Genomic DNA, 12456 nt, shown 5'->3' with positions numbered 1-12456 from the left:
GTCTGCGAGCGGACGAGGCCGAGGTACTGCTCGTAGAACGCCTGCGAAGCGTCGAGGTCGCGCGCTTGGAGCGAGATGAAGTCGGGGCCGGTGGCGGGCATGATGATGCTCCTTCTCTTCGTGTCAGTTTTCTGACACAGGCCAATCTATGTCAGAATACTGACATGAGTCAAAACGGTGTCGGCGTCGACCTGGAGACGTCACTGGGCTACCTGCTGAAAGAGGCGTCGAGCGCCCTCCGTGCAGCTATGGAGGAGGTGCTGCGGCCGCTCGGGATGAGCGTGACGCACTACTCCTGCCTCGAGCTGCTGGCTCAACGACCGGGCTTGTCGAGCTCCGAGCTCGCGCGGGGCGCGTTCGTGACCCGGCAGACGATGAACGTGCTGCTCCAAGCCCTGGAACGAGACGGCTACGTGACCAGGCCTGCGGAGGCACCCGTCGGGAAGGTTCTTCCCACGCGGCTCACGCCTCGCGGCCGACGGAGCCTCGAGAAGGCGACCGTAGCGGTCCGGTCCGTCGAGGTCAGAATGCTGGCCGGCCTGACCGAGACCGAGCAGTCAGACGCGTTCCGGATCCTGCGGAGCATGATCCATTCCCTGCGCGATGGCAACGACGGTGCATAGCTCGTTCCCCGGCGCACGTCTCATCGCGCTCGGATAGGAGTGCAGCCGAGCGTGAAAAATCCGTGCGGGCGACCTCGAAAACCGACGAACCCCGACTACACCCTCTTCTGCGATGAGCCGGCTCACCCTCGACAGGCCTTGCCGCCGCAGGAGGCGTCATCCATCAAAAGAGTGCACGTCAACAGGCACTCGCTCGGTCCCATTTCTGTCGAATGTGTGGCTTTTTGTACGTTGGCCATGGATGATGATCGGAGGCATCATTACGAACAGCACCCGGCATCTTGGACGGCGACTCACCGTGACTTCGCGACTGTGACTCCTGCAACACGAATTTTTGGTTCGTGGCCCCATCTCCGGAATACTCGTGTGACCCGGGAGGACAAGGAGGACCCATGGACGGAACAGTCAAAGTCGCCCTTTACGGCCCACCCGGCTCCGGGAAGAGCTCGGCCGCTAGAATTCTGGAGGAATATTGCGGCGTTATTGGCCTTCCCTGCTCTCTAGTTAAGCTAGCCGACCCGCTCTACGAGGCCCAATCAGCCGTCTATCACATCGCCGGTCGGAAGCTGGATGATTTCTACCAAAAGGACGGCGAGCTGCTGAACTCGCTGGGCAGGCACATCAGGAGAATCAATCCCATGCTTCTCCATGACAGATTTCTGGCGAGACTCCATGACGTCCGGCGGGCTTTCGGAGGGACGCCATCACTGGTTGTCTGCGACGACATGCGGTTCCCTGACCACATGTTCATGCGGAACCTGGGCTTCACTTTCGTCAGGATCTTCGCGCCCGACGAGATCTGCCTGTCGCGGCGTCAAGAGAGAGGAGACCTGTCCCTGGCATCAGCCAGTCACGTCACGGAGAGTAATCTGTGCGCGATCACACCGGACGGCTCGATCGACAATTCGGGAACGCTCGACGCATTGCGCCGAAACGTCATCGACATCCTGGAAGGCCTGCTGGCCACCTCTCACCTCTGTACCTGAGGTGAGATACCGACGCGGCTAGTGAGCTCCCGACGACGAGGCCAGGTCTGCGGCCATGTCCCCGTTGGCGGCCGATCCGCCGCCGAGCGAACCGGAGGAACAACGGGACAGGACTCCGGCCCGTTGCACCGCCTGGTCGAAACGCTCGCTCGCCACGGTGGCCGGCAGTTCGCGCAGATTCTCCAGGCGGATGGAGGTGACCAACCCGGACGCCGTCACGGCCTTTCCAAAGAAGCTGCCCGCTTCCTGGGCCGCGTCGATGATTATGGTCGGGATGTTGCGGCCAATGGCGGTCCCCACCTCGACATGCGTCCCGAAGCTCTCGCCCAGGACGGCGACGACGCAGTCGCTGCCCAGTACCGCCTCCAAGCACTCCGTGGCGATCTGCTCAGGCGACGCCTTACGACGCCCCCAGGCGCTCACGTCCCGATGAGGAAGGAAGACATGCCATCCCCGATCTCCTAGCGCCCGCTCTGTGTCCTCCAAGATGTGACGCCACGGCGAGTCAGCATCGATAATGCCGGAAGCCGATGCGGCGATGGCCGTGAAGGGACCGGCGAGATAGGCCCTGATCGTCATCGCCTTCCCCTACTCTGCTAGGACGTCCAACCGCAGCGTCAAGATTCCTTTGAGATCTCGCACCTGCTCCGAGTACGGCACCGCGATCCTACTGGCTCGGTCAATGACGTCCACGTCGTCGGTCAACACGCACTTCACTATCTCGACTCCCTTCCTGATACCGAACTGATGCACTTGCGTGACAAGGCGATATAGCGAGGGATCGGCAGCCTTGACACATCGCAGAATTGCTGCGACGCCCTCGTGGGACAGCAGCAATCCCGCGTTGCTCAGAGCCTGCGTGCTAAGACAGGCTAGCGTGAATGCATGAAGATCACTGTGTTTTAGTCGACAGAGCATCGCCTCGACGAGCAGCATCTGGCAGTAGAAAATGGCATTTGAGCGCTGTATTGCGGCGTTCTTGCCTGAGACCACCAAGGCGTCAACCTGCTCTGCCATGCTGGAGATATCCCAGATGGCCGGCGCGATGGCCAGGCCAATGTGCACCACCTCCTGCTTGTCGCGTAGTGTCGCACCGTATTCATGCAGAAGAGACAAGTGCTGGGCCTCAAGCCGCTTGTAGTAGCTGGCGGTGACGCTGTCTGCGGGCCAGGGCGGCGGATTTCCCAGATACGCCAGCACGGCTTCCCTTCCTACGGCGGAGGCTATCTCGTAAGCTTTCTGCCGGTCCGTCATGGAACTCGCTCTGGAGATTCTGTCGATCGCCTGCTCGAAAAGATAGGCGTGACTCTCCAGATCGCCGCCCCCTCGCGGTTTCTCCATCAGCAGTCTGAGACCCATCAGGGCCGACAAGCCGGATTCGTCCTGGGGGTCGGCCCGGTCGGCTCGCGCCTTGGCCTCTCGCAACCGGTTCAGCGACGCAGTTCCCACGTCACGTTTGAGCCGCAGCCGAGCATGGACGAACCCGGCTCGCGCCAGCGCGAGGTCGTCGAGCCCGTACCGCTGCGGCTCCAACAGCATTGCCTCGAGAATGCGGTCGATGGGCTCGCCGGAGTAGAACAGTCCTGACAACCGTGTCCACAGCATCAGGTCCTCGCCCGGCTCTGTGAGTAACTCGCCGAGCAAGCCGGTCAACATGGTCCTGTCCGAAGTCGCCTGCCGGAGATCCGTCGTCATCTGCAGGGCAATGTCCTGTTCCGCCAGGATCTCCACAAGCCGATCTGTCGGAATCCCGTAGATCCGATTGGCGATGCCTCTCGTGTTGCGGTGGGTGACGAGTCCGATGACCTGTACGGTCCCATCAGCCCGTTTTCGCACGACAGGCGCACCCGAGAACCCTCGAAGCGCCCGATAGACAGGGCTACTCGGAAGAGGGACGAGTGGATCGTGGCCGGCTTCCGACTCCACGTAGGTGAGCGATCTCAGCACGATGTCGAGCAGGCCACCTTCGACACCAGCCAGATACGCATCGAACGTGGCCTGTTCGCTGGCAACCCCGTGAGGGGCGCCACGTACGAGCGCGTTTCCTTCCGCACGGTCCGCGACGCACGGCAAGGGTTCGCCGAGCCAATCCGAGTGATAGAGAAGCGCGACGTCCTCAGTGGCGCAGAATAGTATGCTGCAGTCGCTCTGAGAGCCGCTCGGCGCGCGGATTCGCACGCGCTGCGAGCGATCGAACAACGGTCGCACACAATGCGCGGCGGTAAGCAGGAAGCTGCCAGGGCTTGCCGCATCGAGCACGGGCACCTGAAAAGCGACACCGAGTACCGCGCCGTCCCCATCGGTCATCAGGTGAGTGGCGCTGCCAAGCATCGGCCCTCACGCCAGGCTTTCGAGCGTTCCGTCGGAATTCTTCCGGATCAAAGATGCGCCCTCAAGCCATGCGATTGTCTCGGCGATCTGTTCCTCTGGGAAGGCCAAAGTCATCTGCGCCATGTTCGGGCGCCGCTGTTTGATGTGCATGAGCACGGCCCACCGGAGGCGATCGGCTGGTGACCGCCCGAAGATGACTCCGCAGCGTAGGACATTGATGAAGCATCGCGTGGCTCCGGCCAGTGTCCCGGCGACAGCGCCGTGGACGGGGATGCCGTCGGCGAGCCCGACGATCAGTGACGGGAGCAGGACGTCGATGAAATCATTGGTGGCCGTCTCATAAGGGGTCGCAGCAATGCGGAACGGTCCAACCTGAAGCGTCGTCAGCGGCTCCTCATTGCCCCTGACGAGCCCCGCATCTGCCAGAATCCTCAGGACTGGGGCGAAGTCCGCCGCCGTCGCGGACGGCCCGTCATGCGTGTCGTTCCATCCGTCGGCTAACACGGAGCCGAGATCCCGGTTCATGATTCGACCGCGGGTGCAAGCCGTTTCGACAGATCACTCACGGCCTTTTCGATGTCGGGGCAGTGCAACAGCAGATCGAAGAGAACGCTTCTGGCCAATTCGTGGGCATCGGGCATCATAGCGGCGATGAGCTTGCGGTGCGCCACCGCGTATCCCAACTCAAGGGTAGTGCTGGAACCGATATAACCGTCGGGATTGACTATGAAGACGACATCGGCCTTCAGAATCCGATTGAGGTGGGCGAATGTGGCACCTTTCCAAGCGAGCTCTTTGAGCTCGGCCGCTTGGCCGGCTGTCAGCTCATCAATGCGGTGCAGCGGTGGCTTGAGAACGACGAAACCCGCTTCTTCCAAGAGCTCGGCGGTTTGATAAATGGCGTCGCGGTGTCGTGCGCTGCCGCAAATCGTTATCGTGGTCACGGCAATCCTAAAATTTGTTGATACTTGGCTTGTATTGGTCGCCGAGCAATGCAACCCGACGACGTCGCGCCTCCAAGCGCGCCCCGCCTTGCGCATCTATGCCATACATCAGCAAACGCTGCATGTGTTCATCGAACCATGGGTGGTAGGTGGCTCGCAGAACACCATAGTGGACCATCTCGCGCGGCGTCAGGTAGTTCGCCGACAAGCCGTGCCCGCACCCGGATCCCTCCACGTCAATCAGCCGAGTCGCCATGATTTCTATGATCGTTCTCTCATCGACGAGGAATAAGGGCCGGATGACATTGACGCCCGGATTATCTCTGTTCAACGGCTGCCGAGCCGGTTCGTCCGTATCGATGATGTCCGCGTGCACCAGTTCGGCGATCCGGAGGCTCAGCGCGTGGTCCACGTCAGGCGGTGCCTCCGCCTCCCCCTTGAGCTGCTCCACCAGCTCTGCGAAGTTGTCCCGTACAAATACTGGATGGCCGCGATCCCACCTGTCGATATACATGAGCGCCTCTTTGATCAGTGAGGCGAGCGCATCCGTGCGATGATGCCCGAAGGCGATGGTGGATGCGCCATGGTCGCGCACGGCGTTCTCCAGGGCGACGACCTTCACGTTGTAACAGTGCGTGCAAGGAGTCGCGTTGGGCTGGATGACATTGAGCGCGCGCAGGTTTCGTCCGATCCTGCGCCGATCTTCTTGACTCTTCGCAACGGTTTCGCGCCGTACATCGACCACCTCGACAGGCAGGTGAGTGCGTTCGGCCAACGCAGTGATACGCCGCCCCCAATCCGGCTCATAGCCCATGTCCACGGCGATGCAGACGATCGGAACGCGAAGTTCCCTAAGGGCGAGGGAAAGCAGCAACGAGTCCTTCCCGCCGGAGAATGCCACAGCCACCGGCCCGCGCAGCGGTATAAGCTGGTAGCGATCACATACATGCTGGACTTCATTAAGGACGTCATTCCAAAGCTTTTCGGCCATAGACGCTCTCCAAGCATCCTCGCTGCCTTCATATGTAGCACGCGCCGATAAGCACGTCCATATCATTTGCGCAGCCGGGAGAACATTGCCATGCTACGGCGCAGATACGCATCATCACTCTGCTTTCTTCTTGGCATCGGTAAGGCGGTCCGAGCACGATGCCCATGTCCGCCACCGTGACCGAGGGCCGATCCCGAACGATTGATGCTCACGTTGTCGCCGAGCACAAACCAGGCCAACCCCAAGACCCGCCCTGAAGATCTGATCAAGTGACCTTCGTGAGCCGAGGGCTTGCGCCTGCGGCCCCCGCCGGGCGATGCGATCGAAGTGGCGCCCCCGGGGTGGCGGCGAAGCCCCGCGGGTCCGTAAGTCACCCTCGATGCAACCACGACATGCCGCAGCCGGTTCACTGTTACGAGACGCTTCCGTCCTTCGGGCCGACATGATCGATGGAGCGTATTTCTCGTACGAAGCAGAAAGGGTGGCGGTGCGGTGGGTGCCGAGGCGGAGATCTCGACGGCGAAGGAGGCGGCGGACGACGAGCTGATTCTGGCGTTCGGACGGCTGCAGGGGGCGGCCAACCGGCTGGAGTACATCCTCGGGCGGGCGATCGAGGAGGAGTTCGGGATCAGCCATCTGATGTTCGAGGTGCTGCTGATCCTCGGCCGGGCCGGTGCGCCGGGACTGTCGATGAGAGCCATCGGACAGGAGCAAGTGCTCACCACGGGGGGTGCGACGCGGCTCGTGGATCGGATGGAGGCGGCCGGCCTGGTGGAGCGGGCCGACGATCCCCATGACCGGCGAGGGCGGCTGGTGCGGCTCACGCGGCGGGGAGAGGAGGCGGCGGTGCGGGTCGCGCGGGTACACGTGGGGAACATCAAGCGATACTTCCTGGAACCGCTTCCCCCCGCCCATCGCGAGCGCTTCGCCGAGGATCTGCGGATCCTCAGCCATACGGCGCGAGACATGCTGCCACGGATGCGCTGAATCCGGCGCGATGTCCTTCTGTGTGACACAAGTCACGTGAGCCCCCGAAATACCTGAGGAGTCAGATACTGTTTCCTCAGATAGTTCGCCTGCGCAACGCGGGCACCGCAAGGACAATCAGAGGTTCCCCATGAAGCTCGTCTACGTCTTCGATGCGTACTGCGGCTGGTCGCACGGGTTCTCCCGCACGCTGCGGGAGGTCGCCGCCAAGCATCCGGACCTGCCGGTGGAGGTCCTCTCCGGTGGCCTGTTCACCGGCGCCCGCCGAGTACCGATCCGGGAGTTCAGCTACGTGAAGGGCGCCAACGCCAAGATCAACGAGCTGACCGGCGCGGAGTTCGGCGAGGGGTATGAGCGGCTGATCGCCGACGGCTCCTTCGTGATGGACTCCGAGGCCGCCGCCCGCGGCATGGCCGCCCTGCGCCAGAACGCCCCCGAGCGGGCGGCGGAATTGGCCGTGGCCCTCCAGCACGCCTTCTATGTCGATGGGCAGAGCCTGTCCGAGCCGGCGACCTACCGGCAGGTCGCCGAGGAGGCCCGGCTCGATGCCGGCGCCGTCGTCGCCGCCTTCCGCTCCCCGGCGGCGCAGGCTGCCGCCGAGGCCGACTTCCGCCGCACGGCCGAGCTCGGCGTCGACGCATTCCCTACCCTGCTGGCCGTTGACGGCGACCGCGCCGTCGTCCTGGCGAGCGGACACGCCACCACCGACGAGGTGGACCGGCGTCTGTCAGCCCTGGGCACCCGCGATGCATCCTGACCCTCCCTCTCCCCCACCCTTAAAGAAGGACTCCATGAGCACGCTCGAATTCAAGATCTTCGACCTGGACTTCCCCGTCGGCAGCAAGAACAAGACGGCCACCGTGGTCATCGGCGAGAACGAGGCCCTGCTCGTCGACGCCGGCTTCACCCGGGCCGACGGCCACCGGCTGGCCGCCGAAATCCTGGACTCCGGCAAGCAGCTCACCACCGTCTTCATCAGCCACGGCGACCCGGACTTCTACTTCGGCGCCGAAGTCATCGCCGACGCCTTCCCCGGCGCCGAGTTCATCGCCACCGAGCACGTCATCGAACACATCCAGCACTCGTACGAAGGCAAGCTGAAGGCCTGGGCGGCCGCGGGCGCGAACCTGCCCACCCGGCTGGTCGGCCTCACCCCGCTGACCGGCGACATCACCTTCGAAGGCCACCGATTCGAGCTCACGGGCGGCGTCGCCGAACTGCCGGACCGCCACTACCTGTGGCAGGCCGAGCACCGCGCCATCCTCGGCGGCGTGCTGCTCTTCGCCGGGGAGCACGTATGGGTCGCCGACACCCCGAAGGCCGAGCAGCGTGCCGCCTGGATCGCCCTGCTGGACGACATGGCCGCGCTCGAGCCACAGCTCGTCGTGCCCGGACACCGGCTGCCCACGGCCCCCGCCGACGCCAGTGCCATCGCCGGCACGCGCGAGTACCTGGTCGCCTTCGAGGAGGAGCTGGCCAAGGCCGCGGACGGCGCCGCGCTGACGGAGGCGCTGGTGGCCCGCCACCCCGCCCACGGCATGCTGATCGCGGCGCAGATCGGCGCCAAGGTCGCCACGGGCGAGATGACCTGGGGCTGAGGCGACATGACGGAGCACACCACCGGCCTCGCCGCCCCCGCTGACGTGGTACGCCGCCAGTATCTGGCCTCCGCGGCCGGTGACCTCGAGGCCCTGCGTGCCACTCTCGCCCCAGACGTGGAGTGGACGGAGATGGCCGGCTTCCCCCTCGCGGGCACCTATCGCACCCCGGAGGGTGTGACCTCGAACGTGATGGAGAAGCTCGCCACCGAGTGGTCCGATTGGATCGTCCACGACGACACCTACGTCGTCGACGGCGAAGACGTCGTCGTCCTCGCCCGCTACACGGCCACCAACAAGGCCACCGGCAAGCCGCTCGACGTCCGCGTGGCCCACCACTTCACGGTGCGCGGCGGGCTGATCGTGCGCTTCGAGCAGTTCGTCGACACCGCCAAGGTCCGCGACGCCATGCACCCCTGACGAAGCGGGTCAGCGCTCTGATCCGCCGGGGGTGACGAGATGGCGCTTGCACCGGTTGTCGGCCGTTGACCATCCGGCCGACCCGGTGCTACCCCCGACGCGGTGTGCCACGGGGGCCCTGCGCCGGGAACGAGTTATGGAGCCTGCTGTGTGACGCGGGGCCTGGCCACCACCCACGTCGGCAGCTGCATCGGCAGGATCATCCCACTCGGGATCGAGGGTTGCTGAAGCGCGGGGGAGTCCCGGTACGGCGGGGTGCCCAGAGTCAAGTTCCGCCGTTTCGTGCCGGTACGGATGGCCAGTCAGCTCGGCGACCTCCACCCCGAGCACCTCGGCGAGTTTCCCCATCACGCCCTTTATTCGTGTACGCACGAGACCTGCCATTTGGGTCAAGCTTTTCGGGAGGAATCGCGAATTAGTTGGTTACCGGGGCAATCGAGTCGGGCGGAGTTATCGTCGGTGGGGGCCTTGAGAGCCGTACGAGGAGATTCGGATGCCTGGTCTTGATCGCGAGGCGATGCAGGCAGCGATGTTACGCATCCAGAAGCTGTCCGACGACAGCTGGTGGGCCCTGCATGCCTCCTGCACGCTGATGGAAGCCGATACATGGGTTGGACCAAGCGGGAACCGCTTCGGGCATACCGTGCACAGCTGCCAGCGGGAGCTGCACGAGATGCTGGCCAAGGCCGTCACCATGGCGAAGGACGAGCTGGCGAGGGCGAAATGAGCTTCACCGGAGTCAAACTGCCGGAGTTCGACACCCTGGTCACACGGCACACGGCAGCCGCCATGCAAATCGAGGAGCTGGGCTCGCTCTTGTACGGGGAGCTCAACGGTGCGGGGCTGGACACCGCCCCGGCTGAGCGGATCAAGAAACTCGCGGCGCAGGTCGGCCAGGAAGCCGAAGACCTGCGCAAACGGCAGCGCATCGTCCGGGAGATGGAGCGGCTCAAGATCTCCATCGGGCCGCCCATAGCGACGGGAACCCTCATCGGGGTGCCGGACTCGCTCCCCGAGGCTCAAGGCTTACTCGACGGCACGGTCGCGGCCAAAGCGGCGAAGGCCGCAGCGGCCGGGGATAAGAATGCGTTGAAGCAGTTGCAGGCGTACGCGTCGAAGGCGCGGGATTCCGAGTTCGTCAAGGCGTTCCTCTCCCAGCTCGGCGCCAAGGGAGTGACGGAACTGCCCGCTGCGATCGCCGCTCAACTGCGCGCCGCCGCCTCGGCAGGTGACGCTGGTCAGACGTCCAAGGAAGCCCGGGAGGCGATGCGGTTACTCGCCTCGGCACTGGCCAAGGGCACCAACCCCCGCGATCCCGCCTACATGGGCGACGCCTTCCTCAACGATCTGGTGAAGCACGGACGCAGCGAGTTCAAGGTGAACGGCACGTCCTACTACGGATACCAGGCACAGGCGCTGATCTGGCGGGCCAGCGAGGGCAACCCGCCGTTCTCCGAGAAGTTCATGCAGGTGGTCGGCCGAGACGCCATCGTCTTCGAGAAGGAGAAGTTCGAGGACCGCTGGAAGGCGTCCAAGGACGCAATCGGGAGCGTTCTGGGCAGCAAACAGGTGCCCATGGCGGACCTCGCCACCGTGCTCGGCGTCACCGAATGGATGATTCCCAGGACGCCTTCGATGGGGCCGGCGAAGCAGCCTGTCGACGATTCACGAAAACGGCTCGGCTCGGCGGTCATCGACGACCTGTTCCATGCGGCGGCGAGCGACGCGAAGGCCTCACAGGCCCTGCTGAATCACACGCCTGCCGGCTGGAAGCAGTCGGTTCTGTCGTACATGCTGACCGATCGCCTCGCAGCATTTCACTTCCACGGCAACACCGACCCGTTCGCGCAGGCACTGCGGAAGGCACTGACCGGGAAAGACCCCGTGTCGCTGGCCTTGACCACAGAGGCAGTGAACGCCCTCAAGGAACACGCCAAGAAGGTCTTCGCAGCGGATAGCAGCGGGAAACTCTCCATTGCCGATCGGAAGCTGTTCGATCAGCTGAGTTTCCTCAGGCATCCCATGGGCAGCGCCATGGCGGCCCATATCGACAAGGTCTACGGCACATTCGAGACCAAGAGCGACGGCTTCCTTGGGCCCGACAAGCGACAGCTCGGCAAGGCCGACATGGATCGGTTGCTCGTACTGATCAGCGGCGACAGGGACGCCGCCACAGAACTTCAGGCTGCTGAAGCAGCACACATGCTCAAGACGATCAACGACTCCTTCAAGGCGAACGGCGGGAAACAGGTGGACTCTGCGCTACGTCCAGAGGCCAGAGTCTTCGGACACCTGGTGGAGGCCCGCAGGCTGGCCTTACTCGCCAACGCATGGAGCGATGAGCAGGCCAGAAAAGATGCGAAAGATACAATTAATGCCGCATTCGCCTTCTTAGTAGGACCGACCGGACAACTTGGCACCAAAGTGGCCGGAGAAATCGGCGGGAAGATCGGCGAGAAGGGCGCCGAGATAGGATTCGACAAACTTGCTGCATTGGCCGCCGAACGCTTGATCAAAGTAGGCGTCACCTCAGGCGAGGCCTTGAATACCGCCAACGACCAAAACGAGATGATCGTATGGCTGATGAAGAGCGGCATCGCCAGCGCGAAGATCGCTGCCGGGGATTGGTCTCGCGCAGCCATGAGGGCCGCCGAGAACACCCGCTTCGTCACTAGCGGCCATCCACCTACCATCAAGCCCATACAGGAAATTGTCGCTGATCCCGTGACCTATGATCACTTCATGAAATGGACGCTCCGATACACTGACATCGAAGAGATCACAAGCAACCTGCATAACACCATGAACACGGAAACGGACACCGTGCACGGCAATTTAGGAATCATCGAGTACTGACATGACGCTTCCAGCAGTCAGGCATGTCGCCGGCACCGTGGCCGGGCTATTCCTTGTCTTCGCGATGGCGACCGGTTGCACCGGAAACGCCTCGTCACCGCCACCGAGCCCGGGCAACAAGACCATCGCCAGCCCCGTCACCGACTCCTCGCCCTACTGGTGCGACTTCCTCCCACAGCAAGCGGTCCGCACGATCACCGGCCTCACGCTCCCGCTGGAGGAGAACAAGAGCGGGGTACCGGCAACCCACGGGATATGCACGCTCCGCAATGAATACACCCGGCTCTCCGTCGTATGGTCGGTGCGGGACGGCGACAGCACCATGAACCTCGCGCGCAAGAACTTCGGCAACCATCAACTGACCGCACTGCCGACGGATCTCGGCAAAGGGCTCATCGCGTACACCGGCCGCTCGCCACGCACCAACCCGTACTACACCATGATGCTGTTCCAATGCGGAGACCGACGACCGTGGATCAGCGTCGATCTGTCCGAGGTGGCCAAGGGACGCGACCCGGTGAGCGACTTGACGCAACTGCTCAGCATCGCCCGCACCCGGTACGGCGAACTCCACAAATGCACCCCGAAGCCGAACTGAGAGGGCGTTACGCGAGTTGATGTCCGCTTCGTCGCTTGCGCTGGATAGTGCAGGCTGGTCAGGGCAGGGTTCGCCGGGCTACGGGAGCGGTTGAGCGAACAAACCCGGCTCGTTCTCCACGA

General features: G+C 63.5%; 15 protein-coding genes. 9 read left to right on the top strand and 6 right to left on the bottom strand.

Features of this window, described 5'->3' with window-relative positions:
• A partial coding sequence (locus tag ACTWQA_RS57425) for a VOC family protein (protein ID WP_443167218.1) occupies nucleotides 1-101 on the bottom strand: 101 nt, incomplete at its 3' end.
• Between the two features lie 63 nt (nucleotides 102-164).
• On the opposite strand from ACTWQA_RS57425, the gene ACTWQA_RS57420 reads away from it, so the two are divergent.
• Nucleotides 165-623 (top strand): MarR family winged helix-turn-helix transcriptional regulator, encoded by a 459-nt coding sequence (locus ACTWQA_RS57420; protein WP_443167217.1) that lies wholly within the window; start codon nucleotides 165-167, stop codon nucleotides 621-623.
• Between the two features lie 392 nt (nucleotides 624-1015).
• Nucleotides 1016-1609 (top strand): hypothetical protein, encoded by a 594-nt coding sequence (locus ACTWQA_RS57415; protein WP_443167216.1) that lies wholly within the window; start codon nucleotides 1016-1018, stop codon nucleotides 1607-1609.
• An 18-nt stretch (nucleotides 1610-1627) separates the two neighbouring features.
• Here ACTWQA_RS57415 and ACTWQA_RS57410 read toward each other — a convergent pair whose 3' ends face one another.
• The 5 genes from ACTWQA_RS57410 to ACTWQA_RS57390 are packed head-to-tail and all read right to left on the bottom strand — an operon-like array spanning nucleotide 1628 to nucleotide 5875.
• A complete protein-coding gene (locus ACTWQA_RS57410; protein ID WP_443167215.1) occupies nucleotides 1628-2188 on the bottom strand; it encodes a hypothetical protein in 561 nt (186 codons plus the stop codon).
• Between the two features lie 9 nt (nucleotides 2189-2197).
• Complete coding sequence (locus tag ACTWQA_RS57405; protein WP_443167214.1) at nucleotides 2198-3916, bottom strand: hypothetical protein; 1719 nt, start codon at nucleotides 3914-3916, stop codon at nucleotides 2198-2200.
• Between the two features lie 30 nt (nucleotides 3917-3946).
• Nucleotides 3947-4465: a hypothetical protein gene (locus ACTWQA_RS57400; protein WP_443167213.1), complete on the bottom strand. Its 519-nt coding sequence runs from the start codon at nucleotides 4463-4465 to the stop codon at nucleotides 3947-3949.
• Nucleotides 4462-4884, bottom strand: coding sequence for a nucleoside 2-deoxyribosyltransferase (locus ACTWQA_RS57395; RefSeq protein WP_443167212.1), 423 nt, complete (start codon nucleotides 4882-4884; stop codon nucleotides 4462-4464). The genes ACTWQA_RS57400 and ACTWQA_RS57395 overlap by 4 nt, the downstream gene beginning before the upstream one ends.
• 7 nt (nucleotides 4885-4891) lie before the next feature.
• Nucleotides 4892-5875 (bottom strand): phosphoadenosine phosphosulfate reductase domain-containing protein, encoded by a 984-nt coding sequence (locus tag ACTWQA_RS57390; protein WP_443167211.1) that lies wholly within the window; start codon nucleotides 5873-5875, stop codon nucleotides 4892-4894.
• 492 nt (nucleotides 5876-6367) lie between these two features.
• Between ACTWQA_RS57390 and ACTWQA_RS57385 the strand changes: the two genes are divergently transcribed.
• From ACTWQA_RS57385 to ACTWQA_RS57355, 7 genes are all read left to right on the top strand, one after another.
• Nucleotides 6368-6862 (top strand): MarR family winged helix-turn-helix transcriptional regulator, encoded by a 495-nt coding sequence (locus tag ACTWQA_RS57385; protein ID WP_443167210.1) that lies wholly within the window; start codon nucleotides 6368-6370, stop codon nucleotides 6860-6862.
• 130 nt (nucleotides 6863-6992) lie between these two features.
• A complete protein-coding gene (locus ACTWQA_RS57380) occupies nucleotides 6993-7619 on the top strand; it encodes a DsbA family protein (RefSeq protein ID WP_443167209.1) in 627 nt (208 codons plus the stop codon).
• A 34-nt stretch (nucleotides 7620-7653) separates the two neighbouring features.
• Nucleotides 7654-8460 carry an MBL fold metallo-hydrolase gene (locus ACTWQA_RS57375; RefSeq protein WP_443167208.1) on the top strand — a complete coding sequence of 269 codons (807 nt, stop codon included), beginning with the start codon at nucleotides 7654-7656 and terminating at the stop codon, nucleotides 8458-8460.
• Between the two features lie 6 nt (nucleotides 8461-8466).
• On the top strand, nucleotides 8467-8880 hold the full coding sequence (locus ACTWQA_RS57370; protein WP_443167207.1) for a nuclear transport factor 2 family protein: 414 nt from the start codon (nucleotides 8467-8469) through the stop codon (nucleotides 8878-8880).
• 493 nt (nucleotides 8881-9373) lie between these two features.
• Nucleotides 9374-9607: a hypothetical protein gene (locus ACTWQA_RS57365; RefSeq protein WP_443167206.1), complete on the top strand. Its 234-nt coding sequence runs from the start codon at nucleotides 9374-9376 to the stop codon at nucleotides 9605-9607.
• Nucleotides 9604-11736, top strand: coding sequence for a hypothetical protein (locus ACTWQA_RS57360; protein ID WP_443167205.1), 2133 nt, complete (start codon nucleotides 9604-9606; stop codon nucleotides 11734-11736). The genes ACTWQA_RS57365 and ACTWQA_RS57360 overlap by 4 nt, the downstream gene beginning before the upstream one ends.
• Before the next feature lies 1 nt (nucleotide 11737).
• Nucleotides 11738-12334: a hypothetical protein gene (locus ACTWQA_RS57355; RefSeq protein WP_443167204.1), complete on the top strand. Its 597-nt coding sequence runs from the start codon at nucleotides 11738-11740 to the stop codon at nucleotides 12332-12334.
• Nucleotides 12335-12456 lie beyond the last annotated feature (122 nt).

This window comes from Nonomuraea sp. 10N515B (assembly GCF_052245915.1).
Classification (GTDB): domain Bacteria; phylum Actinomycetota; class Actinomycetes; order Streptosporangiales; family Streptosporangiaceae; genus Nonomuraea.
The sequence above is the reverse complement of the archived record's forward strand: the minus strand, read 5'-3'. Positions and strand labels throughout refer to the sequence as shown.